The following is a 23,253-nucleotide window of genomic DNA, read 5'->3' on the forward strand; positions in this document are numbered from 1 at the left end:
ACGTATACGTTGCTGCAAAAATAATCAAAAAGAGGGTGCGGGGAGTAAACGGGGAAAAATGTTGGGGATAAATAGGAAGATTATAACTGTGCGTTGGGGCGTAAACTGTTCTGGGGATCAATGATAAAAGCGTCTTTAAAGCCTAGCTGTTTGGCTTTCCGGACGGCAGCGGCAGCTTTTGCTTCGGTGGGGAAGTTGCCCCAGATATATTTATGTCTTTTCTTTTTATTCAGGATAATGGCTTCCCGTTCTACCGGTCCCGGTAGTTTTTTGAAGATAGCAGACCTGGGGGTATAATATTTTTCGCTCACCAGCAGCTGTACCCTAAATGCCAACTCCGGCTTTGCGGGAGCCGGAGTTGTGCCTTTAGGTGAAATAGTTGTTTTTTTACTGACGGATACTGCGGGCGCATTCCTTTGCCGGTTTCGGGCAGAGGAGGGAGGGGTACTATTATCATAGTTGCCAAAGCGTTCCAGCTCGTCCTTATATTTTTTAATAGCTTTATAAAGACAGTTGGCGGTTTCTGCCTGCCCGGATGCAGAGTTCAGGTAGTCTTCTTCTTCCGGATTGCTGATAAATCCCAGCTCTACCAGTACACTTGGCATGGCAGTGGCGGATAATACCCAGATACCTTTTTCATTTCGTTGGCGGGCGCCACGGCTGATACGGCCCACCTTGGTAAATTCATCTTCTACCAGGGTAGAAAGCCGGAGGCTCTGGTCAAAAAATGCGTTGCGTAAGGTATTAAGCAGGATAAATGTTTCAGGATCAGTGGCATCCATCATTTGTTTGGTTTCCTCAGAGTTGGCATCCAGTACGATTACTGAATTCTGCTTGAGGGTTTCCATTTTAGCATTGTTCTTGGTGGTTGCCCAGATATAAGTTTCTGTGCCCTTGGCAGTGCTGGCGGCATAACCATAAATAGGCTGCTTTACAGTTACCTTCTTTTTCCCCTTTTTACGAACCACGTTTTTATACCCGGTTACATAACGTGTTTTAGGAGCAGCATTACAGTGAATAGATACAAAAAGATCGCCTTTGGCATCATTGGCAATCTGTGCTTTCAACCGGGGATCATCAAAACGGTCTACTTTACGTGTGTACACCACCTTTACATCGGGCATATTCTCTTCCAGTAACTTACCCAGCTTCAGGGCTACCTGTAAAGTCAGTTCCTTTTCGGTCGAATAGCTACCCCGGGCACCTACGTCTGCACCTCCGTGCCCGGCATCAATTACAATTGTTCGTAACGGCTTCTCCTGCCTGGGAACCACCGGTTTGTTACTGGCATGAATAAATAATGTTCCAATCGTTATGGCTCCTAGTCCTAAGATCCAAAATCGCTTCCAGCTCATGATTCTCATTTTAATGGGTCAGTTATCACTGAAAAATAAAAAAATAGTTTAACTGAATAGTAATTAATTTACTTGTACAATGCGTATTACATCGATAGTTCATGTGTAAGGGACTTACCTTTGTATGCACGGATTGTAATAATTTGTATAAAAACTTGTAGGTTTGTGCCCGCCTTAACTCATGAGCTCTAGCTACAAAAATAATTATAAAAAGTTTTTCCGGCAGTTATACCTGTTAATAATAGGTATCCTAATAGTGTTTCCTTTTATTATAGATGCATTTGCTGGCACTGTGCCACAAAATATATCTTATTTTAACAAAAGTTTCACAGATATATTGCCTGTTTCAAGGGATACGGTACCGCTTCCCCAGGATACCAACCGGAAAAAAACGGATACCCTGCTCCCCGGTAAGATAATAGATTCTTCTAAAACCGTTGCAGACACAGGATCTGTTACAACTGTCGATTCCCTTTCTTTACCGAAGTTATCCAAAGATAGTCTGGATGCGCCGGTTACGTACAAGGCGAAAGACTCCATTATATTAATGGTGCCTGATAAACGGTTCTTTTTATATGGTACCGCTGCCACCAAATATAAAGAGGTGGAGCTGAACGCCGAACGGATGAATTTTGACCAGGCTACCGGTATTCTGGAAGCTACTACTGCTACAGATACCAGTGGAAAACCAATCGGACGCCCTGTCCTGAATGACGGCGGACAAAGTTTTGATTCTGATACACTCCGGTATAATTTTTCCACACAGAAAGCAAAGATCTATAATACACGCTCACAATACGGAGAGGGGTTCATTATGAGCCAGCAAACCAAAAAAGGGCCGGATAATGCCATTTTCGGGTTTAAGAATGCTTATACTACCTGTAACCTGGATACCCCACACTTTGCTTTCCGCGCACGTAAAATAAAAGTAATACCGGATAAACTGGTTATTTCCGGTCCGGCCAACCTGGAAATTGAAGGGGTGCCTACACCGCTCTTTATTCCTTTTGCCATTTTCCCAATCACACAGGGCCAACGCTCAGGGATCCTCCCGCCACAATATGTGGTGAACCAACAAAAGGGGATGGGACTGGAAAATGGAGGCTACTACGTGGGCCTGGGGGAGTATTTTGACCTTACCCTCCGGGGAGATGTATATTCCTATGGTAGCTGGGGGCTTACGGTCAGTCCTACCTATCGAAAACGGTACCACTATAACGGGGGCATGAACCTTAGCTTTGCCAATACCCGCTTTGGAGATCCTACGGTAAAATCGGAGTTCAGCCGCTCGCGCGACTTCCGGGTTACCTGGAACCATAGCATGGACAGCAAAGCCAGACCAGGGGTCAACTTTGGCGCCAACGTAAACTTTGGGACCTCTTCCTACAACCGCTTTAACGTATTTGACTATAATTCCAGGGTGAATAACCAGATAGGATCTTCCATCTCCTTCTCTAAAACCTGGCAGGGAAAACCCTATAACTTTACCATGAGCTTAAACCACTCGCAAAACCTGAGTACCAGGGATGTGTCTATCTCCTTCCCGGATGCGGCTTTTACGGTGAATACAGTGTATCCTTTCCAGCCAAAGGAAATGGTGGGTACTCCTAAATGGTACCAGAAAGTAGGGATTTCCTATAATACCGTATTGCGTAACAGCGCCCAGTTTAAAGACTCCGTGTTTTTAAAACCAAAGATGTTTGATGCCCTGCAAACGGGTATGCAGCATAATATACCCGTTTCGTTCTCCATTCCGATCTCCTCATTTACCTTGCAGCCAGGGATCAATTATTCAGAATATTGGTATACCAAGAAGATCGTGAAGAATTGGAATGATGCACAGAATAAAATAGATACTACCTATACCCCTGGTTTTTATGCTGCCAGAAGTATGAGTGCCAGTGTTTCTTTGTCTACCGGGCTGTATGGTATGTATACGTTTAAGAAGGGGATGAAGATAAAGGCTGTCAGGCACGTAATGCGCCCTACTATCAGTGCCAACTATTCACCTGACCTGGCCAGCCAGTATTACTATGAATACCAGTACAATAAAAACGGTGACAGAACCCGTGCTTCCGTTTTTGACGGGGTATCGGGTATAGGCGTGCCTTCTGCTACTACTTTTGGGGGTATTAACTTCGGCCTGGACAATAACCTGGAAATGAAAGTATTCTCCAAAAAGGATACCACGGCCAACCATGAAAAGAAAATCAAAGTGCTGGATGGTTTTGGTATCACAGGGCAGTATAACCTGGTGGCAGATTCATTCAAACTTTCCGTTTTCAGTATTTATGCACGTACCAACCTGTTTGATAAACTGAATATCTCTGCTAATGGTACCATTGATCCGTACCAGGTAGATGCGCGTGGTAAGGTACTGGATAAATATGCCTGGCAGAGCGGTAAGTTCAGCCTGGGCCGCTTAACGAATGCTTCCATCTCTATGAGTACTTCTTTCCAGTCGTCAGACAAGAAAAGCAAGGAAAAGGAAAAGCAGAAAACAGATATTGAGCAGGAGCAGGGGGGAGATGCTGCCTTCCAGGCCCAGCAGCGGCAATTGCAGATGGTACGGAATAATCCCGGCGAATATGTGGATTTTGATATTCCATGGCGCATTGATCTTTCTTATAGCTTGTCCTACAGCAAATCAATTATTCCGGATTCCGGTGGAGTGGTGACCTCTTTTAACCAATACCTCAGCTTTAACGGCGATTTCAGTCTTACGCCCAAATGGAAGGTGGGGCTGAACAGCGGTTTTGACTTTATTAACAAACAAATAGCCTATACCAACATGTATATCTCCAGGGATCTGCACTGCTGGCAAATGTCTATTAACCTGATTCCTTTTGGGTCTTTCCGCCAGTTTAGTATCACCATTAACCCCAAAGCAGGTATCCTGCGCGACCTTCGTATCAACCGAACGCGGCAATTCCAGGATTTGTAGCGGGGCAGATAAAATATATAAACAAAACGTCCGGGAAGTATCATACCTCCCGGACGTTTTGTTTATGACTATGTTTTATTATCTGGTAGTAACAGCAGGCCCCTCTTTGGAAATGAGCCATAAGCCCAGGAAGGTAATGCCTGCATTGATGATCAGCAGCTCAATCCCTATCTGGAAGCCACCAAACCAATGGACGGCATTTTCACTGAGAATGTAGCACAGTACTGGTGCAGCCAGACAAACAATCAGTGTGGCAATGCCCTGCCTTACGATTCGTTTGGTGAGGATGCCAAAAGCAAATAATCCCAGTAATGGTCCGTAGGTATAAGCGGCTATCTTTAAAATGATATCAATAATGGATTTATTATCGATCCATTTAAAGATCATCACGCATAAAAAGAAGATGACGGTAAGCGTTAAATGCACGCTCATCCTGGTCCGCTTTTGTTGCTTTTCTGTGAGGTCAGTTCTTTTTTTCAGTCCCAGCATATCAATACAGAAGGAAGAGGTGAGCGCAGTAAGTGCACCATCTGCACTAGGAAATAAAGCAGATATCAGCCCAATGATAAAAATAATAGAGATAGCAGGTGGCAGATAGCTCAGTGCGATAGTAGGAAACAGGTCATCTCCCCGGATACCTATCTGGTTGCTTTCTGCAAATACGTACAACAGGCCGCCCAGCATGAGGAACAACAAGTTTACCAATACCATTACCGTACTAAAGGTCATCATGTTTTTCTGGGAATCCTTCAGGTTTTTTACGCTGATGTTCTTTTGCATCATTTCCTGGTCAAGACCTGTCATCCCCACCGTAATAAAAGCACCTCCCAGTATCTGTTTAAGCCAGAAGCCCCCGCTGTTCACATCAGTATTAAATACCTCGGTATATCCTTTGGCGTTTAAGGCTGCCATAGTATCTGAAAAAGAGAAATGGAGGGCATCCATGATATAGAAGATGCAGATTACCAGCCCCAGCAGCATGAAAGAGGTTTGCAGGGTGTCTGTAAATACAATGGTCTTTACCCCACCTTCAAAAGTATACAGCAATATCATCAGGAGGATGATAAAGGTAGTAAGCCAGAAGGGCACATGGAGGCTGTCGAGTATAAACAGTTGCAATACATTGATCACGAGATATAAGCGGGCGGTAGCACCCAGGGTACGGGAAATGATAAAGAAGAGCGAACCTGTTTTATGTGCTACGGGACCAAAGCGCTGCTCCAGATAGTGATAAATAGAGGTCAGGTTGAGCCGGTAATATAAAGGCAGTAAGATATAAGCCACAATAAAATATCCGATAAAATAGCCTATAACCACCTGCAAGTAAGCAAAATTACTGGCACCTACTGTACCTGGCACACTCACAAATGTAACCCCGCTGAGAGAGGTACCAATCATACCAAAAGCCACCAGCATCCAGTTGCTGTTACGGTTACCAATAAAGAACGACTCGTTGTTGGAGTTCCGGCTGGTACGCCATGCAACGATGAGCAGAACGGCAAAATATAAAAGGACAATCGAAAATAAGAGAGTGGCTGACATGCGCTATAAATAAATTAAAGGATATTGTTCTGTTTTACAAGATCGTTAAAAGTAGGCAGAAATTATAAAACAAGCGTGGAAGAATGTTTTTGTGGCGCATAGCTGACGGGGATACAGCAATAGGTTACAGCAGGTTATTGATGAGTTATATAATATTCCGTCATCAGTTTAAATACCTTTTCCTTTAGCATGGGTACATCTTCCAGCGTCATGCCGGTAGTAGAAACAGGAGGCAGGAAGTGATAGTCAATGCGATGAGGAAGTGCAAAAAACAACTTTCCCGGGGGGAGTATTTTTTTAGTATGGAAGAGGAGGGAAGGCATAATAGGGAGTTGTGCTTCTATAGCCAGCGCAAAGGCGCCATCATAAAATGGCTTTAGCGGATCAGCTGTTCTGTTGCGGGTACCTTCCGGATACAGCAGCATGTGGATGCCCATATCCAGCACCTTGCGCATATCGTCATAACATTTACGGCGGCTGGCTTCGTCTTTACGGTCTACCATCACACTGCCCACCTTATACATCATTCCGAATAAGGGCACTTCCCCCATTTCTTTTTTAGATAGTGTTTTATTAACACCGGGTACCCCTGGTGTGGTTACCGGTACATCAACCAGCGAATTATGATTACTTACTACTACATAGGTTTGCCCGGGAGCAAAATATTCCACACCCTTTTTTCTTACCGGACAAAAGATCATAGGCATATATACGGCCATCCAGCCCCGGCTCAATGACAGAAAATAACGGGTTTTTTGTGGATCAGGCATAAAATTGGCGATCCATATTGGTATAAATAAAATAAGGAAGGTTACTGTAAATAACAGGAAGCCATATACGGCAAAAAGTCGGCCCAGTATATTTTTTAACCAGTTCATAGATTCGAAAGTCAGTAGTACACCTCCATGACCCGTAATGGCAGGCGCATGGTATTCACCTGCAATATTAACACATTAATTATTTATTCCATTCAATAAAATATGTTAAATGTATGAACGCCATGCTGATACATTACGGGTCATGTAAGAAAGTAAACGGGTATTACAGGCTCCAGTCAATAGGTTCTTTACCTGCTTTCATGAGCAATTCATTGGTTTTGGAAAAATGGCGGCAACCGTAAAACCCTTTATCTACACTAAAAGGGGAGGGATGGGCTGCCTTTAGAATATGGTGTTTGGTAGCATCAATCAATATTTGTTTGTCCTGGGCAAATCTTCCCCACAGCAGGAAAACGATATCCTGTTTCTGTGCAGAAATTTTTCTGATCACCGCATCTGTAAAATTTTCCCAGCCTATTTTACTGTGCGAGGCAGGTTCACCTGCTCTTACTGTAAGCATGGCATTGAGGAGCAATACCCCGTTTTCGGCCCACTTGGTCAGGTTGCCGGAAGTAGGTATTGGTAAGCCCAGATCAGTATGCAGCTCTTTAAAGATGTTGACCAGGGAGGGGGGAGGCTTTACGCCATCCTGTACGGAAAAACACAAACCATGCGCCTGTCCGGGGCCATGGTAAGGGTCTTGCCCGATGATCACCACTTTTACTTTATCAAAAGGCGTTTTCTCAAATGCATTAAACATCATCGCTCCCGGAGGGTAAATTGTTTTACCCAACGCCTTTTCGTGTTTTAAAAACATGACAATCTGTTCGAAGTATGATTTCTGAAATTCTTCCTTTAAAACTTCTTTCCAACTAGCCTCAATTTTTACGTCCATAGCAGGTCAATAATTTAAAAACAACTAAATTTGATTTATTACCGGAAAATTATATAAATTTGCACTCCCAAAACGAAAAGATAAATATAAGTATTTATTTCTGATGGGAATGACACAGAACATGTCTCGGTAGCTCAGCTGGATAGAGCAACTGCCTTCTAAGCAGTAGGTCATTGGTTCGAATCCAATCCGGGACACATCAAACAGGAAATTGTTTAGTATCGCTTTTCATTTCCTTGTTTATATTACTAAAATGGTTGTGCTATCAGCACAACCATTTTTATTTTGTATAATCTTCTGACAGGTTTAACTATAAACCATTCACATAAGCATCTATGTAGGCAGCTCTTTTTCTTAAATATATTTTCATATCAGCTTTTGATTTTGGCAAATTATTATCGCCTACCTTCCAGCGTTCGTAATCTTTTTTCTGGGAATCCCTGATGGTGGCAGCATAGGTTTCTATATAGCTCAGCAGTGCTTCAAATTTGCCGTTTTTGTAATTCTTCCAGGTTTGTTTGTAGAGGGAGCGGATCTCAGGATCTTTCATAAATATAGAAAGGAACTTAGCTCCCAGCCGGGTGTCGCCGTCTTTCAGCAGTGGTACGTTGGTCCAGGAAAAATATTTATGGGAATCCTCATCCATTCCAAAACCCCAGTCAAAATCCCAGATGGGGCCCATCGTATATTTGCCACCGGTAGCCTTATGGATAAATACGCTTTTAGGGTGATTCACTTCAAAGTTGCCGGTCAGGTTATTTACCACCAGGAAGTTAACCAGTTGCTGCTTATCAATATAATCGCCATAATTGTTACCAGGAAATTTTGAATCCAGCAATAACTGTTCAAATGCTTCAAAACCGGCCTTGATTTCATCCAGGGTGGCAGGAGCGGTAATATCAGGGTTTTTTACCATCACTGGCAGGTTCAGTCCTTTTGATTTGAACTTGTATGCTTCATCAAAATTGCTGTCTAATTCCAGCAGCAGATCGTCTTTACCAAGATCCACACGATTTTCTTTTACCTCTATCTGTTGCGTCAGGTTATAGCTGCCTCTGTAGGTGCCGTTTACAATCAGATCTGCCGGGATGATGGTATTGGTAAAAGGCATGGCCAGTTGCTGTCCGATTTTCATGGCGATGGCATTTGTCATCAGGGTGTAATCCTGGTAGTTGGCCAACAGTACCCATTCTTTGGCAGCTCCTAATCCGAGGAGAGAAGCTTTGTTATCCAGCTTCAGTTTATAAGGCTTTTTAGGCAGCTCCCAGGTACTGTTGCCTCTTCCTTTGATGCGGGTTTTAATGGGGGCCAGGTCAGGATAAACACCATTCCCTTTTATAGATACGGTGGCGGTAAGATAAACTTCTTTTTCTTTTACCTCCTGGTTACCCTCTATCTGAATACTTATTTCCGGAACAACCGCTTTAATGCTTTCGTCCAGTTTTTCTTCTTCCGTGATTTCAGGTTCGGGATTGGATTTGTTTTTTGAACAGGCGGTAGTTAACAATAACATAACAATCGCGTATCCCACCAACAACCTTGTGGTGGCAAAGTAATTTTTTTTCATCTGCATAAGTATGATGTATAAAACGGCTAATAAGTGGGCAAATTTAAGGAGAGATTGCGATTCCTGGTGCAATAAGTGCTTAAAATTACCCATATATCTTTCCTGGTACGGCTATCTGAAATGGAAAATATAAGTGATATCCGGAGATGAAATGATCATCATGGAACTGCAATAAAATTACAGGGCTCACCTTAGTTCAATTTATTCCCCTAGTTTTACGGACAATTTTTATTTTTTTAAAATATTTTATGAAACACACATTTCCTGCAATGGCCCTGCTCCTTTCGTTAGCAGCATGTGGCGGAAGCGCAAGCGATCAAGCTAAAACTGAAGAAAAGAAAGAAGCGGCAGCAGCCAGCGGAGCCAATTACAGCATTGACACGGTAGCTACTACTGTTAACTGGCAGGCAACGCACAAAGGTGGACTTGCACCCCGCTTTGGTACTATTAAAGTGATTAACGGCACACTTTCTGCCGAAAACGGTGCTATTACAGCTGGCAACTTTGAAGTAAGCCTGCACGGATTACAGGTAGATCCTACTTCTGTTACAGAAGCAGATAAAAAATATACCGACCTGGAAGGACACCTGAAAAGCGCTGATTTCTTTGACGCAGACAAACACCCTACCGCAAAATTTGTGATCACCTCTGTTGCACCATATGATAGCACTCAACAAAAGAGTTTATTACCAGGAGCTACTAACCTGATCAGCGGTAACCTTACTTTGAAAGACAGTACCCTGAACATCACTTTCCCTGCTCAGGTAGAAGTGACCGGCGATAATGTAGTTGCTAAAGCAAAATTCACGATTGACCGTACTGCATGGGGTATCAACTACAAAACAGAAGGTAGCCCTGAAAACTGGATGATCAGCAAAGATGTAGAAGTGGGCTTTAACTTAAGCGCTAAAAAACAATAAACAAAATAACTGATGGCTCCTGAATGGAGGCACAGTTATAAAGATATTCCCGGTTATCATTCGATGACCGGGATTTTTTTTGCATAAAAAAGCCAGGTAAAAATACCCGGCTGTAAATTATTATATCCAAACAATAGTTTACTCAGTATTTAAACTCTTTAGGGGATTCATCAATGCTGCTTTAACAGATTGGAAGCTCACTGTAATGAGTGCAATCAGTATTGCTGCTGCTCCTGCCACCACAAATACCCACCAGCTGATGCTGATGCGGAATGCAAAATCCTGTAGCCAGTGATGCATGATCCACCAGGCTACCGGTGCGGCAATAATAAATGCAATCATGACCAGCTTCAGGAAATCTTTGGAAAGTAGTTGCACAATACTTTGCACACTTGCCCCCAATGTTTTGCGGATCCCGATTTCTTTCATGCGCTGTTGCGCAATAAAGGTGGCTAACCCGAATATACCCATACAGGCAATGATGATAGCAAGGGAGGAGAAGAGGATGGCCAGTTTTCCTATCCGCTGCTCTGCACTGTACATGGCATTGAAAGATTCGTCCATAAAACGGTAACTGAATGGAAGGCCAGGGGCGATAGTGTTCCATTTATCTTTTATCTGTGCAATCAAAGTCTGGAGGTGGGTGGTAGTGACCCGGAAAGATACCAACCCGGGGCTGTTTTGCAGCATAAAAATCACAGGCCCGATTTCCCGGTGGAGGCTTTCATAATGAAAGTTCTTTACTACCCCGATGATGGTACGGGGAGTGGTAACACCAGGACCGTTCATGGTATACAGCACTTTGCCTACGGCATCATCATATCCCAGTAATTTAGCTGCCGATTCATTGATCATCACGGCTGCTTCGTCATTGCCGTAGCTGCGCGAAAAGTTCCGCCCCTTTACCAATTGCATCCCCATCGTTTCCAGGTAATCATAGTCAATATTCCAGTTCTGCATGTTCAACATGCTTTTGGCATCTACTACCGCATCCCGGGAAACAGCATTGGAATTGCGGGCAGAATTAGACACCGGTACAAAGCTGCTGACAGTACCGCTTTTTATCCCTGGCAACTGTAATACCTCATTTTTAAAAACAGTGGCATTATCACCCAGCGGACGGGTTTCATTAATGATCAGTACCTGATCTTTGTTAAAACCAATGTTTTTATGCTGGATGTAATATAGTTGCTGATATATAACCAGGGTACCTATGATGAGTATGATGGAGGTGGCAAACTGAAATACTACCAGCACACTTCTTAAGCTTATCCGCTTATTACCCGTTTTCAGTTTCCCCTTTAATACTTCCACCGGCTTGAATGCAGAAAGAAAAAATGCCGGATAACTACCGGCCAGCAATCCGGTAATAAATGGCAATGCGATCAGCAAAGGTAAAATGCCGGGGGAAAACAGTTTGCCCATGTGCATGGTTTTTCCCGCCAGTTCATTAAACAGGGGCAGTACCAGGTAGGCTAACCCTATGGCAAGGATCAGGGATAGTATCGCCGTAAAGGTGGATTCGGTCAGGAATTGTGTAATCAGTTCTTTACGTCCCGTACCCAATGCCTTTCTGATGCCCACTTCTTTAGCTCTGCCTGCGGCGCGGGCAGTAGTGAGGTTCATGAAATTGATACAGGCAATCAGGAGAATAAATGCTGCTACTGCTGCAAAAATATATACATACTGTATGTTGCCGGAAGGAAGGAGCTCCGACATACGGTCAGAACGCAGGTGTATATCCGTAACCGGTATCAGGGAGTAACGGGCCATATTACCCGCTCTTTCAAATTCTTCCCAGCTTTTTATGTTAGACCGCTTCATGATATCGGGGAAGAGATACCGTTGAATATATTCGGTAAACTTCTTTTCAAACACTTTATAATCCGTGCCGGGTTGTAGCACGAGGTAAGTGTAAAAGTTATGGCTCCCGATATTTCCCCAGGCATAATCCACATTTTTCATGGAAAAGAGCATGTCAAACTGGAAATGCGAATTGGCAGGAATGTCTTTTATAACGGCGGTTATCTTATAGGGTGTTTCCTGCTCGGCCTTTTTTACTTCCAGCGTTTGGCCCACTACATGGGTAGTACCAAAATACTTGATGGCGGTAGAAGCGGTAATGACCACCGTATTGGGGGCGTTTAAAGCGGTTTGTGTATTACCCTCAATGGCTGGCAGGGTAAATACCTGGAAGAAGGTGGAATCCACGTTGGTAGCCCTGGGCTCTGTAAGGTATTCCTGCCCCTTTTTAACCAGCCTGGTGCCCTCATTATTGAAGATCCGGGTGTAAGTCTCCACCTGGGGATAATCCTGCTTTAATAAAGCCCCCATTTGATCAGGGGTGAATGGCAGGTGGATATCCATGCCCCCCATGCGGGCATCCATGTTAATACGATAAATACGGCCCGCCTTATCATTATAGCGGTCATAACTCAGCTCGTCCAGTACATAAAGTGTAATGAGCAGGAAACTGCACAGCCCGATAGCCCATCCCAGGATGTTGATCAGGGAAAAGGTTTTGTTCCTCAACAGGTTTCTCCATGCGATTTTAAAGTAGTTGCTGATCATAACCGTAATATGACTGGTGATACTATGCCTATTAATAAATATGCCAGGTATTCAAGCCGTTGAAAATAAATGCTTTACAGTTTTGTGAAGTGGTTAGACTGTCCGCTTTTAGCACAGGAATTGTCCGGTTTTAACGCCATGCAAAGCGATGGACAAATTAAGAAGAAGTCAACGATAAGCCGGAAGTATTCCGGAGATATTCCAGGGATGTCCCGTAGATATCCCGACTATACACATTGTCGGGATATCTACGGGATATCTACGGGACATATACGGGGCATATACGGGATATCCCTAAGGAAACATAGGCGTATCATTATTATAACATATTGGTATTATGCTTTTTTAGTTGATTAATATATAGTTATAGAGAATTATGCCAGTTGTTGGCGTAATAATGGGAGAAATGGGCATAAAAAAAACGGCACAAGCCCTTGTGAGGCCTGTACCGTTTCAGGGCAGCGAGGGTACTTATTTAATCTTTCAGTTTCAGGTATTGTTTCACCTGCTTATAATCGTTCCAGTCTATGCCTGCCGACTGCCGGGCGGCCGCACCTCCGGGAATCAGTACATACCGGTATTGCTGGTATTTTACGTTGTTTTGGTCTATCAGGGTACCTACGTTTCCATTGCTGGAGATATCAATACCTCCCACATAGGATACCATGTTGATCAACAGGCCGCCATCAAAATACGGCAGCGACATAATAACGGGGTCATCTGCATTGTTCAGGTTTACATACACTTTTACCACACCTGTTGTCAGGATGTTTTTATCCAGTTTGGGAGCATCCAGGGAAGCGTAATAAGTAGTGTCAATATTAGGTGGGGGAGAATCTTTAACAAAGCCTACGTCCAGCCAGCCGGAGTAAATAACGTTTGCAGTACCGGGATCTCCCTTACCACCGGCAGGGCCCGATGGTCCTGCAGGTCCTGCGGGACCCGCTGCTCCGGCAGGGCCGGCATCTCCACTTTTAGAACAGGATACGAAGGCAAGGGCAGCTAATAATAGCAGCGCATACGTACCACAGTGCAACATGCGTTTCATAAACTTAGTTTTGGATGTGATGGGAAAATTGCATTGGGATTGGTTGATACTATTAAGTTAACCAATAAAGTTGACTTTTTTATCATTTCGTATAGGCTAGATATATTAAACTAAATTTTGATAAGATAATTCTTTGTTGTTATTTCGTTACTCATAGCGACAGCAACCCGGACATTAGGAATGATTGTACTAAAGGCGCTACTGACTGCGGCATGCGATAACCACTTCTATGAATAACAATATAAACTTTGGCATTGATTTAGGCACCACTAACTCATTGATAGCAAAGTTCCAGGATGGCAAAGTTGAGATCTTTAAGAATCCCTATGGCCAGAAATTAACACTGCCTTCTGTCGTCGCTTTCCGTAAAGACCGCATCATAGTGGGGGATAAAGCAAGGGCGCTGATAGAAAAGGACCCGGAAAATGTGTTTGCTTCCTTTAAGAGAAAAATGGGTACCGCGGAAAGTTTCTTCGTACCCAATCTGGGCGATTTTAAAACACCTGCTGCGTTATCCGCCCAGGTACTCAAAGAGTTAAAAAACTTTGTTCATACCGGAGAAACACCGGATGCGGTAGTGATTACTATTCCGGCATCATTTGATACCATACAATGCAATGCTACCAAAAAAGCGGGCTATGAAGCCGGCTTTAAAGAGGTGGCCCTGTTGCATGAGCCTATTGCGGCCTGCCTGGCTTTTGCCAATAAACAGGAGGCACAAACGAAAATGAAGGGACAATGGCTGGTATATGATCTGGGTGGAGGTACTTTTGATGTTGCGCTGGTACGCTTTGCGGAAGGGGAAATGAAGGTCATTGACCACGAAGGGGATAACTACCTGGGCGGAGTTGATTTTGATATGGCTGTTATTGATCACCTGGTGATCCCTTATCTCGAAAAACGGTACAAACTACCTGATTTTTCCAGGGAACTCAAAGGAGCAAAGGGGAAGTATAATACGCTTTATTATAGCCTGATTAAAAAAGCAGAAGAGGTAAAAGTACAATTGACCACTGATCTCTTTGCTGAACTGGAATTTGAAATCACCGACCAGGATGGAACCCTGCATGATATCTGCTTTACCATAACCCGTGAAGATTTTGAAGGGTGCATTTATAATAAAGTGATATACTCCACAGAACTGGTAAAAAAGATCCTGTCACGTAATCAGGTGAGCGGCCGGGAAGTGCGGGAAGTGGTACTCATCGGAGGCAGTACCTATATTCCACTTGTAAAACAACTGGTAGCGAAGGAGCTGGGGATTGCGGTCAACTGCACAGTGGATCCTACTACTGCTGTGGTAATGGGAGCTGCTTATTATGCTGGCGGCAAAGTAAAACAACTGTTGCCGGATACAGTAAGCCCCGCTGGTGAAAAGGGCCTCGTATCCGTACGGAACATCAGATTTAAAACAGCCTATCAGAAAATCACGCAGGACCTGTCAGCGTATTTTACAGCGATAGTAAGCGGGGACCTGGACGGTTGCACCTACCGTATTGTACGTGCGGATGGGGGATACGACAGCGGGATCAAAAGATTAAAAGAACGGATTTCCGAAGTGCTGTTACTGGCGCCGGATACCTGCAACAGGTTTGAACTGACCGTTTTTGATGAGGAGCATCAGCCCGTGCCCGTGCAAAAAACAGTGATTGAAATCACGCATGGTAAATTCAGTGTACAAGGGCAGCCACTACCGGATGATATCTGTATTGAAGTAGATGATATTGAAAATAATATTACCCGCCTGGAAGTCATTTTTGAAAAGAATGCAATTTTACCACTACGAAAAACAATCACACGCGAGCTGGTTAAAACGATTATGCGTGGGAGTGATGACAGCCTGATGATCAATGTGGTGGAAGGCAGCCGTTATGCCGTACCGCTGAGTTGTGTGCCGGTAGGGGTAATAGAAATTACTGCCAGAGAGCTGGCGTCAGATCTGGTAAAGGGATCGGATATTGAAATTACCCTGGAAATGAGTGAAAGCAGGGACCTTACTATTACTGCTACGCTGCTGCTGAATGATCAGGCATTTTCTGATGTATTTAATCCTTCCGTACGGTATGTGAACATGAATAAGCTCCGGGAAGAACTGACCGTATTGCACCGGCAGGCCTTAAAGCTGTTGAAACAATATGAAAACAGCCAGGAGTACGAACTGGCTGCTTCCCTGCAATACCTGGAAAGCGAGATTAATAAAGCTATCATGGTATTGCAGGGCCAGGGAGAGGATGATGTAACCGATAAAAAATACCAGCTGGAAGAAAACAAGCGAAAGCTGGCACAACAACTGGATGCTGTTGGAAAAGAACAGCAACTGGTACACCTGGTAGAGCAATATTATGAGTACAGGAACTATTGCGAAGCCCTTATCAAAGAATCAGCTGAACCTGCCTGGCAGCTGAAGCTGGATGAAATCATGACAGCAGAAAAGGTATCCCTGGCTTCTCAAAGTGCCTATACTATCAAGACAAAAGTAGCGGCGCTTAAGAAGCTGGCATGGGATATGAAAAAAGACCAGGACTATACCTGGATTAATATTTTCCATCATTATACTACGTTGCCATTAACACAATTTACAGACGAAAAGAAAGCTGCCCGGTATATCGGAGTAGGAGAAAGAGCATTGGAACGGCACAATTACAAAGAGCTGAAAGTAGCCGTGCTTGCATTGCATCACCTGTTGCCAGATGAGCAAAAAGACGAAAAAAGAATGAAAGGTACCGGAATAGGCTGAGTAATGACCGGGCAATGGTTGCAGATAGGAACGCGCACTACAATCATTACACCGCAAGAGTTTATTAACATCAAAAGGAGTGCGCCGCTGATTTACAGTGGTAAACGTACTAATTGTTCTTAATGTTTTAAGTGGCGTTACGATAGTACTATACGCCTAATTTACTGGCCACGGAGCGTTTGTTAAATTTTTCGCGGTATTCGCGGGGGCTAAGTCCCAGGTTTTTTCTGAAGAGTGTCCTGAATGCTTTGATATCATTGTAGCCTGCGTTGAGCATTACTTCCGTTACACTTTGATTCGTTTGCTCCAGCAGTTTACGGGCAGCTTCTATACGGGTCCTTTGCAGGTATACAATGGGGGTGATACCGGTGGCATGCTTAAAGCGGCGTACAAAGTTTCTGCGGCTGGAAGGCATATTCACAATGATCTCTTCTACTGTATTGGCCTGATGATACTTGCTTTCTATCAGTTGCTGGGCTTCTATTACCAGATTGTCCTGGTGATTTTTAGGAGGTAAAAAAGAAGAAAAATGCGACTGGGATTCCCGGTCCATATCAATCGAAAACATCTTTGCCGTTTGAACAGCTATTTCCCGTCCGCAGTATTTTTCGAGGAGAAACAGCAGCAGGTGAAAGCTATTGGTGGCGCCTCCGCTGGTATAAATGCCGTGATCTATCGTGATTACTTTATCCTCATAAAGCAACACTTCCGGGAAGGCCTTCGCAAATTCCTCGCTGGACATAATATGCGTGGTAGCTTTTTTATTATTCAGCAAGCCGGAAGCTGCCAGTAAAAAAGCACCGGTACAGAAACTGCCTATTTCAGCCCCCTGCTGGTACTGCTGCCGTAGCCAGGGGAGGAAACCCTGGTTGGCGGCGATAGCCTGTTGAAGATCTGCTGTACTGAAAGCAGGAATTAACACGAGGTCGGTTTCGTGAACAGTGGTAATACAACGTGGATGATAACCATAGATGGTATGATCATTTTCCGGGGTATCCAGACACACCAGCTGAATATCAAAAAATGGTGCCTGCTGACGGAGCTTATAGAAGTTGTTGACCGACTCAAATACATCCAGGACCGCTGCAATGCTAATGAGGCGGTGTTGATGTGTAAGTAAGATAGAGAGTTGTGTCATGGGTCTGAGGTTATTCCGCCAATTTACGAATTCTGTCTTAAATACCCCCTATGTTGACTTTTTTGACATAATGCAGCGCCATTATCCAGGGTTGTCCTGAGCAGTTGTTTTACCTCCTTATATTATAATTATTATATAATTAGGCGAGACTAATTTGAAATATTAGATAAGTATTCTTATTTTTATGCGCTGAATCAAAATGCCCATACAGGTATTACCGGCATTACAATCGTTAAAGTAACCAGATGACAGCTTCAGAGCAGGAATATTTAAAGCAGATTTATCTGTATACCCAGGCAAGCGGCGATATGATACATACCAAGCAGCTGGCTATCCAGGTAAATGCCCGGTCTGCTTCTGTAACGGATATGGTGAAGCGGTTGGCCGGCAAAGAATGGGTTATCTATAATCCATACCGGGGCTGCTGCCTGTCTGATAAAGGTAAAGGAGCTGCATTGCAGGTGATCCGGCGGCACCGGCTATGGGAATTATTCCTGGCAGAAAAACTGGGGATCGACTGGAAAGAGGTGCACACCATTGCTACAAAACTGCAAAGTATCCAGTCGGACGAACTCATTGATAAGCTGTCGGAGTACCTGGGAAATCCCACTTACGATCCTCATGGCGAGGCAATTCCGGATGGGGAGGGTAATGTGCCGGCAACGGACTATCCCGAGGTGTATGATCTTAAAATAGGGCAGGAGGCTATTGTGTTTGGATACCGGGATACGGGAAAAGCATTCCTGCAATATGTGGAAAAGCTCAATTTATTGATAGGCGTTCCTGTGAAAGTACTGTCTGTGATAGATTATAATTTTTCTATCGAAATATTGGCAGGGGGAGCGGATCAGCATATCATTTCAAAGGAAACAGCGCAGCAGATCTATGTTAAAGTTATTGAATAAAAGCAAGGCAGTTGCTCCGGGATGGCGGAAGGAAAAGACCCATGACTCCCTGTCGGAAGTATTTTCCAGCGTAAGGGTGCCGGTTAATGGCAGTTTCTGGAAAAAACTCCTGGCTTTTGCAGGGCCGGGATTAATGGTAGCAGTAGGGTATATGGATCCGGGCAATTGGGCTACGGACATAGCAGGAGGGGCACAATTTGGTTATACCCTGTTGTCCGTGATACTGATCTCCAATCTGTTTGCCATGGTATTACAGCACTTGTCTGTAAAGCTGGGGGTGGTAGCAGAGCGGGACCTGGCGCAGGCCTGCCGGGATCATTATTCTCCTGCGGTAAGTTTCATATTGTGGATCCTTTGTGAAATAGCCATAGCTGCCTGCGACCTGGCAGAGGTGATTGGTTCGGCCATTGCGCTGAACCTGCTGTTTGGTATTCCCTTAACCTGGGGAGTAGTGATCACGGCATTGGACGTACTGATTATCCTGTTTTTTCAGTACAAGGGCTTCCGTTTTATTGAGAGTGTAGTAGCAGCTTTTATATTGGTGATTACAGGCTGTTTTATCTTTGAGATGATTGCTTCCAAACCGGAAATATTTCCCTTGCTGAGTGGGTTATTGCCTAAAATGGAAATCGTGACCAACCCTTCCATGCTATATATCGCTATTGGTATCCTGGGGGCCACGGTAATGCCGCACAACCTGTACCTGCATTCCAGTATAGTACAAACACGTGATTATCCCCGCAATACGGCAGGGAAGAAGATGGCGATTAAGTTTGCTACTATTGATAGCACGGTGTCTTTAATGTTTGCTTTTTTTATCAATGCAGCTATTCTCATTGTGGCCGCCGCGGCCTTTCATACTTCCGGTCACCAGGATGTAGCCGATATAACGGATGCACATGAACTACTGACGCCCCTGCTGGGCACTACGCTGGCCAGTACTTTATTTGCCGTGGCCTTGCTGGCATCGGGCCAGAATTCTACATTAACCGGAACCCTGGCAGGACAGATTGTAATGGAAGGTTTTCTGAATATTCGTTTGAAACCCTGGTTGCGCAGGCTGATTACCCGGTTGGTAGCTATTGTACCGGCCTTTATAGTAGCGTGGTTGTATGGAGAAAAAGGAACTGCCAACCTGCTGGTATTAAGTCAGGTGATCTTATCCATGCAGCTGAGTTTTGCGGTAGTGCCACTGGTATTGTTTACCAGTGATAAAAATAAAATGGGGCCCTTTGTAAATGGCAGGATCCTGAAAGTACTTGTAACGATCATTACCGTGATCATTATTGCACTCAATGGCTTTTTACTGTATGATGAACTATTGAAATAGGAAGGTAAAAACTTTACCGGCTTCCGTGTTTGCGGAAGCCGGTGTTCGGAAGTGATGATAACAGGGCCATCTTTTTTAAGATGGCTTTTGTAATATATTATCCGGCCTGAAAGCAGCGCATGCTGATACTACCGTTTTGTATTTCTTCGTAAGTAAATTTCAAGGCTTCATTTTTATCTGTCAGCCCCATACTGTAAATCATCGGAAGATAATGATCATTGGTAGGGATAGACAGTTGTGCCGCCCTGCCCAGGGTATGGTAATTGACCAGGTCGGTAAAGGCGCCCTGTTCCAGCTTTGTTTTTACCAGTGCATCAAATTCAAGTGCCCAGTCGTACGGTTTGGGATTGGCAGAAAAGTCTACCTGGTAAAGGTTATGTACAATATTCCCGCTGCCAATGATCAGCACCCCTTTGTTGCGTAAGCCTTTTAATTCTGCCGCCAGTTTAAAATGATATGCCGGAGGCTGATGGTAATCAATACTCATCTGGAATACCGGAATGTTGGCTTTCGGGTACATATGTTTCAGGATGGTCCAGGCACCATGGTCCAGGCCCCATTGATCATCTGCTACCACTGTGGCAGAAGTGACCATTGCTTTGGTGGCGGCAGCCATTTCAGGTGCTCCGGGAGCAGGGTATTGTACATCATACAGTGCCTGTGGAAAACCACCAAAATCATGAATGGTTTTAGGTTGTGGTGCTGTTAAAACATGCGTTCCTTTTGTGAGCCAATGGGCAGAGATTACAAGTATAGCTGCCGGTGGCTGCAGGGCAGTACCCATATTACCCAACGCACGGGTAAAGGCATTGTCGCTGATGCCATTCATAGGGCTGCCATGTCCGATGAAGAGTACCGGCATGGCTGCCGTGTTGGTAAAATCGCCGGTGATATTTTTAAGTTCATGCAGTTGCATAGTGTATCCTCCTAAAGGTAAAAGTGCTATTGATTTGAGAAAATCTTTACGGTCCATATCATTGATATATCCTTGCTGATATGCCTGTTATATACAGCACCGGCGATGTCATAAAACTCCCGGTGTTTTACTTGATTGTACTGTAATTAAAATAATTACAGTACAAAGGTAAGTCTTTTTCCAATATACCGCGTTATTTTAGAAAACCCCCAGGGTAGCAGGAATAGGGCCTTTGGAGGAAGTGTTGCCTTTTCCTGTTTAAATATAATTTGGAGGGGAAGCCCTTCTTATTTACCTTAGTATTTAGATAGTTGTCTAAATATATACACGTGAATACTGTTTTTAAAGCGCTGAATGATCAAACGCGCAGGGATATATTGGAATTGCTTAAAAAGGAGGATATGACTGCTGGTCAGATAGCGGATCATTTTAATTTTTCCAAGCCTACTATTTCACACCATCTGGACTTGCTGAAGCAGGCGGAGTTATTGACCAGTGTGAAGAAGGGGCAATTCATTTATTATTCCCTCAACATTACCGTAATGGATGAATTACTGAAGTGGATGTTGCAGTTTACAGATGCCCTGCCTCTCAAAAAGAAACCCGTTATCAAATATGAAAGAAAGTAAATGGCTGAAAGAAGCGCCACTGGTAATACTGATCTGTTGTCCGGGGTTAGTATACCTGTATTTAAAACATTTGTTACCTGATTTATTACCTACCCATTACACCGTGGATGCAGCGGGCAAATGGGTGGTGGACGGGCAATCAGGTCCGCTGAGCTTTGTCATCTCCATGTTGCTGGGATCGGTTATTGTATACGGGGCATTGAGCCTGCCGGCAGTTTTGCAGCGGTTGGGCGTTGCAGCTAAGCAACAGACCATTGCCATTGGGCCTGTTTTTTATGTTTTAAAAGTAGGGATCCTCTTGTTGTTAAACGGGATCCCGGTGTATACCATGCTGGTAGCAGCTGGTAAAATTACCGGTGGCAGCGCTGCCATGCTGGCTTATACCGGTGGTGTTTTCGTATTGCTGTTGTTTAACCTGTTTGTATACCGGCTTTATTCCAGGATGTATCATACGGAGGGCGCGCGGCCTTTGTCTGGCAAGCCCTATATTGTTTTATGGGTAGCTACGCATGTAATCATTTCTATCGGACCGCTTTGTATTTTACTGGCACCTGGCGGCCTCAATGCAGGAAAAATGATCCCGCAGTTTGTATTGGTATTCCTGGCGGTGTGCGGGAACCTGTTGTACAGTGTGAAACCTAATCTTTACCTGGGAATCCGTACCCCGTGGACTTTACGGAATGAAACGGTATGGCGTAAAACACACCGTATCGGTGGTATTGTATTTTTTATCTGTGGTACTGCCGGGTTCCTGGCCACGCTGCTGGCTGATGGCAAACAGGTACAGTATATATTTATCACTGTATTAGCAATCACTACACTTATACCCGTTTTATACTCTTACCTTATTTATAAAAAGATAACGGCACAACCTTAGTATTGCCGGAGAGGAGCTGACTTTTGATACAGCTCCGGCTCCTGCGCAGTTGCTAGTCTTTTTTAAGATGATCTTTAAATGCTTTTTTGAATTTATCAAGTTTAGGCTTTATCACAAACGTGCAATAAGGCTGGGAACCGTTCTGGTTATAATAGTTCTGGTGGTAGTCTTCCGCTTTATAAAAAGTAGGTAAAGGAGATATTTCGGTTACGATAGGTTTGTCGTATGCACCGGATTCCTGTACTTTCTTTTTATAAAACTCCGCCTTTTTATGTTGATCCTCATTATGGTAGAATATCACCGACCGGTATTGGGTGCCCACATCATTTCCCTGCCGGTTGAGCTGGGTAGGGTCATGACTGAGCCAGAAGGCTTCCAGTAAAGCTTCATACGTTATTTTGGAAGGATCGTAGGTAATCTGTGTAACTTCCGCATGCCCGGTGGTACCGGTACATACTGCTTCATAGCTGGGATTAGGTACGGTACCGCCTGCATAGCCGGATTCTACTTTCAATACTCCATCTAATTGTTGGAATTGTGCTTCGGTGCACCAGAAGCATCCTGCTCCAAAAGTGGCTTTTTCTGTTTTTGTAGTGTCCGTTATTTCCATATCGTCAGGTACTTTATCTTTTTTGCTTTCTGCGCAGGCCCCCAGTGAAAATACCAGCAGGCAGCTTAATAATGAATATTTTAACATCTTCTCCGGTTTTGACTGTTATGATGAACCACATTGATCATTTTGGTACGTTGGGACGAATGTAATTCATCATAAATTACGGGTATTTGCATGCTTTGGTTCTACAAGTTAAGTAACTTTAACATTCTTTTGCGATCCGCTGCATGCCGGGTTAATGAAGCAGGCAGCTATTGCGGCAGTGAAAATGGCAATCATTACCGGTAGGGAAGCACATCGTTACTATGCCAGGACAATCCTTCTGTATGAGGAATTATAAATATATGAAAACGGAAAGAAATTTTGACGGAACTTTGCGCTGACAACGGGGATACCACCGGCCCATAAGGAGGTGGCTATTCCGGGGTGATGAAAGCATGTGACAGGA

The 23,253-nt window shown here is 44.1% G+C and carries 17 protein-coding genes and 1 tRNA gene; 8 read left to right on the plus strand and 10 right to left on the minus strand.

Annotated elements, in window-relative coordinates:
- Nucleotides 1-80 precede the first annotated feature (80 nt).
- Entirely contained in the window at nucleotides 81-1,355 is a 1,275-nt protein-coding gene (locus ABR189_RS02660; protein WP_354658895.1) for an N-acetylmuramoyl-L-alanine amidase family protein, read from the minus strand.
- A gap of 337 nt (nucleotides 1,356-1,692) precedes the next feature.
- Here ABR189_RS02660 and ABR189_RS02665 point away from each other — a divergent pair, with 337 nt between their 5' ends.
- Nucleotides 1,693-4,299, plus strand: a complete 2,607-nt coding sequence (locus tag ABR189_RS02665) for a putative LPS assembly protein LptD (RefSeq protein ID WP_354658896.1) — start codon at nucleotides 1,693-1,695, stop codon at nucleotides 4,297-4,299.
- A 78-nt stretch (nucleotides 4,300-4,377) separates the two neighbouring features.
- Here the strand turns inward: ABR189_RS02665 and ABR189_RS02670 are convergent, their stop codons facing one another.
- The 3 genes from ABR189_RS02670 to ung form a co-directional block, all read right to left on the minus strand.
- Nucleotides 4,378-5,841, minus strand: coding sequence for a sodium:solute symporter (locus tag ABR189_RS02670; RefSeq protein ID WP_354658897.1), 1,464 nt, complete (start codon nucleotides 5,839-5,841; stop codon nucleotides 4,378-4,380).
- A 134-nt stretch (nucleotides 5,842-5,975) separates the two neighbouring features.
- Nucleotides 5,976-6,719: a lysophospholipid acyltransferase family protein gene (locus ABR189_RS02675; RefSeq protein ID WP_354658898.1), complete on the minus strand. Its 744-nt coding sequence runs from the start codon at nucleotides 6,717-6,719 to the stop codon at nucleotides 5,976-5,978.
- A gap of 163 nt (nucleotides 6,720-6,882) precedes the next feature.
- Nucleotides 6,883-7,554, minus strand: coding sequence for a uracil-DNA glycosylase (ung, locus tag ABR189_RS02680; protein WP_354658899.1), 672 nt, complete (start codon nucleotides 7,552-7,554; stop codon nucleotides 6,883-6,885).
- A 123-nt stretch (nucleotides 7,555-7,677) separates the two neighbouring features.
- Here ung and ABR189_RS02685 point away from each other — a divergent pair.
- Nucleotides 7,678-7,751: transfer RNA gene (locus tag ABR189_RS02685), tRNA-Arg, on the plus strand.
- 113 nt (nucleotides 7,752-7,864) lie between these two features.
- On the opposite strand, the gene ABR189_RS02690 is transcribed toward ABR189_RS02685, so the two are convergent.
- On the minus strand, nucleotides 7,865-9,127 hold the full coding sequence (locus ABR189_RS02690; protein WP_354658900.1) for a CotH kinase family protein: 1,263 nt from the start codon (nucleotides 9,125-9,127) through the stop codon (nucleotides 7,865-7,867).
- Between the two features lie 242 nt (nucleotides 9,128-9,369).
- Between ABR189_RS02690 and ABR189_RS02695 the strand changes: the two genes are divergently transcribed.
- The gene (locus ABR189_RS02695; protein WP_354658901.1) at nucleotides 9,370-10,041 is read left to right on the plus strand and encodes a YceI family protein; all 672 of its coding nucleotides are present in this window, start codon (nucleotides 9,370-9,372) and stop codon (nucleotides 10,039-10,041) included.
- A 138-nt stretch (nucleotides 10,042-10,179) separates the two neighbouring features.
- On the opposite strand, the gene ABR189_RS02700 is transcribed toward ABR189_RS02695, so the two are convergent.
- Entirely contained in the window at nucleotides 10,180-12,612 is a 2,433-nt protein-coding gene (locus tag ABR189_RS02700; protein ID WP_354658902.1) for an ABC transporter permease, read from the minus strand.
- 475 nt (nucleotides 12,613-13,087) lie between these two features.
- Nucleotides 13,088-13,660 (minus strand): hypothetical protein, encoded by a 573-nt coding sequence (locus ABR189_RS02705; protein ID WP_354658903.1) that lies wholly within the window; start codon nucleotides 13,658-13,660, stop codon nucleotides 13,088-13,090.
- Nucleotides 13,661-13,889: 229 nt separating this feature from the next.
- On the opposite strand from ABR189_RS02705, the gene ABR189_RS02710 reads away from it, so the two are divergent.
- Nucleotides 13,890-16,397, plus strand: a complete 2,508-nt coding sequence (locus tag ABR189_RS02710; protein WP_354658904.1) for an Hsp70 family protein — start codon at nucleotides 13,890-13,892, stop codon at nucleotides 16,395-16,397.
- A 148-nt stretch (nucleotides 16,398-16,545) separates the two neighbouring features.
- On the opposite strand, the gene ABR189_RS02715 is transcribed toward ABR189_RS02710, so the two are convergent.
- Nucleotides 16,546-17,535 carry a GlxA family transcriptional regulator gene (locus tag ABR189_RS02715; protein WP_354658905.1) on the minus strand — a complete coding sequence of 330 codons (990 nt, stop codon included), beginning with the start codon at nucleotides 17,533-17,535 and terminating at the stop codon, nucleotides 16,546-16,548.
- Nucleotides 17,536-17,780: 245 nt separating this feature from the next.
- On the opposite strand from ABR189_RS02715, the gene ABR189_RS02720 reads away from it, so the two are divergent.
- Both ABR189_RS02720 and ABR189_RS02725 read left to right on the plus strand, forming a co-directional pair.
- Nucleotides 17,781-18,440, plus strand: a complete 660-nt coding sequence (locus tag ABR189_RS02720; protein ID WP_354658906.1) for a metal-dependent transcriptional regulator — start codon at nucleotides 17,781-17,783, stop codon at nucleotides 18,438-18,440.
- The gene (locus ABR189_RS02725; RefSeq protein WP_354658907.1) at nucleotides 18,421-19,770 is read left to right on the plus strand and encodes an Nramp family divalent metal transporter; all 1,350 of its coding nucleotides are present in this window, start codon (nucleotides 18,421-18,423) and stop codon (nucleotides 19,768-19,770) included. Before ABR189_RS02720 ends, ABR189_RS02725 begins: the two co-directional genes overlap by 20 nt.
- Nucleotides 19,771-19,867: 97 nt before the next feature.
- On the opposite strand, the gene ygiD is transcribed toward ABR189_RS02725, so the two are convergent.
- Entirely contained in the window at nucleotides 19,868-20,743 is an 876-nt protein-coding gene (gene ygiD / locus ABR189_RS02730; protein WP_354658908.1) for a 4,5-DOPA-extradiol-dioxygenase, read from the minus strand.
- A gap of 272 nt (nucleotides 20,744-21,015) precedes the next feature.
- Here ygiD and ABR189_RS02735 point away from each other — a divergent pair, with 272 nt between their 5' ends.
- Nucleotides 21,016-21,315, plus strand: coding sequence for an autorepressor SdpR family transcription factor (locus ABR189_RS02735; RefSeq protein ID WP_354658909.1), 300 nt, complete (start codon nucleotides 21,016-21,018; stop codon nucleotides 21,313-21,315).
- On the plus strand, nucleotides 21,302-22,192 hold the full coding sequence (locus tag ABR189_RS02740; RefSeq protein ID WP_354658910.1) for an SdpI family protein: 891 nt from the start codon (nucleotides 21,302-21,304) through the stop codon (nucleotides 22,190-22,192). The genes ABR189_RS02735 and ABR189_RS02740 overlap by 14 nt, the downstream gene beginning before the upstream one ends.
- 52 nt (nucleotides 22,193-22,244) lie before the next feature.
- Here the strand turns inward: ABR189_RS02740 and msrA are convergent, their stop codons facing one another.
- On the minus strand, nucleotides 22,245-22,889 hold the full coding sequence (gene msrA, locus ABR189_RS02745; protein ID WP_435575315.1) for a peptide-methionine (S)-S-oxide reductase MsrA: 645 nt from the start codon (nucleotides 22,887-22,889) through the stop codon (nucleotides 22,245-22,247).
- Nucleotides 22,890-23,253 lie beyond the last annotated feature (364 nt).

This window comes from Chitinophaga sp. H8, assembly GCF_040567655.1.
In the GTDB taxonomy this organism is placed as follows: Bacteria; Bacteroidota; Bacteroidia; order Chitinophagales; family Chitinophagaceae; genus Chitinophaga; species Chitinophaga defluvii.

What these genes read in the sequence shown, in the direction of transcription:
- ABR189_RS02675 (WP_354658898.1), bottom strand. Translation starts at nt 6,719, where the DNA reads ATGAACTGGTTAAAAAATATACTGGGCCGACTTTTTGCCGTATATGGC.
- ABR189_RS02690 (WP_354658900.1), bottom strand. Translation starts at nt 9,127, where the DNA reads ATGCAGATGAAAAAAAATTACTTTGCCACCACAAGGTTGTTGGTGGGA.
- ABR189_RS02720 (WP_354658906.1), top strand. Translation starts at nt 17,781, where the DNA reads ATGACAGCTTCAGAGCAGGAATATTTAAAGCAGATTTATCTGTATACC.
- ABR189_RS02695 (WP_354658901.1), top strand. Translation starts at nt 9,370, where the DNA reads ATGAAACACACATTTCCTGCAATGGCCCTGCTCCTTTCGTTAGCAGCA.
- ABR189_RS02740 (WP_354658910.1), top strand. Translation starts at nt 21,302, where the DNA reads ATGAAAGAAAGTAAATGGCTGAAAGAAGCGCCACTGGTAATACTGATC.
- ung (WP_354658899.1), bottom strand. Translation starts at nt 7,554, where the DNA reads ATGGACGTAAAAATTGAGGCTAGTTGGAAAGAAGTTTTAAAGGAAGAA.
- ABR189_RS02660 (WP_354658895.1), bottom strand. Translation starts at nt 1,355, where the DNA reads ATGAGCTGGAAGCGATTTTGGATCTTAGGACTAGGAGCCATAACGATT.
- ABR189_RS02705 (WP_354658903.1), bottom strand. Translation starts at nt 13,660, where the DNA reads ATGAAACGCATGTTGCACTGTGGTACGTATGCGCTGCTATTATTAGCT.
- ABR189_RS02700 (WP_354658902.1), bottom strand. Translation starts at nt 12,612, where the DNA reads ATGATCAGCAACTACTTTAAAATCGCATGGAGAAACCTGTTGAGGAAC.
- ABR189_RS02670 (WP_354658897.1), bottom strand. Translation starts at nt 5,841, where the DNA reads ATGTCAGCCACTCTCTTATTTTCGATTGTCCTTTTATATTTTGCCGTT.
- ABR189_RS02715 (WP_354658905.1), bottom strand. Translation starts at nt 17,535, where the DNA reads ATGACACAACTCTCTATCTTACTTACACATCAACACCGCCTCATTAGC.
- msrA (WP_435575315.1), bottom strand. Translation starts at nt 22,889, where the DNA reads ATGTTAAAATATTCATTATTAAGCTGCCTGCTGGTATTTTCACTGGGG.
- ygiD (WP_354658908.1), bottom strand. Translation starts at nt 20,743, where the DNA reads ATGGACCGTAAAGATTTTCTCAAATCAATAGCACTTTTACCTTTAGGA.
- ABR189_RS02725 (WP_354658907.1), top strand. Translation starts at nt 18,421, where the DNA reads ATGTTAAAGTTATTGAATAAAAGCAAGGCAGTTGCTCCGGGATGGCGG.
- ABR189_RS02710 (WP_354658904.1), top strand. Translation starts at nt 13,890, where the DNA reads ATGAATAACAATATAAACTTTGGCATTGATTTAGGCACCACTAACTCA.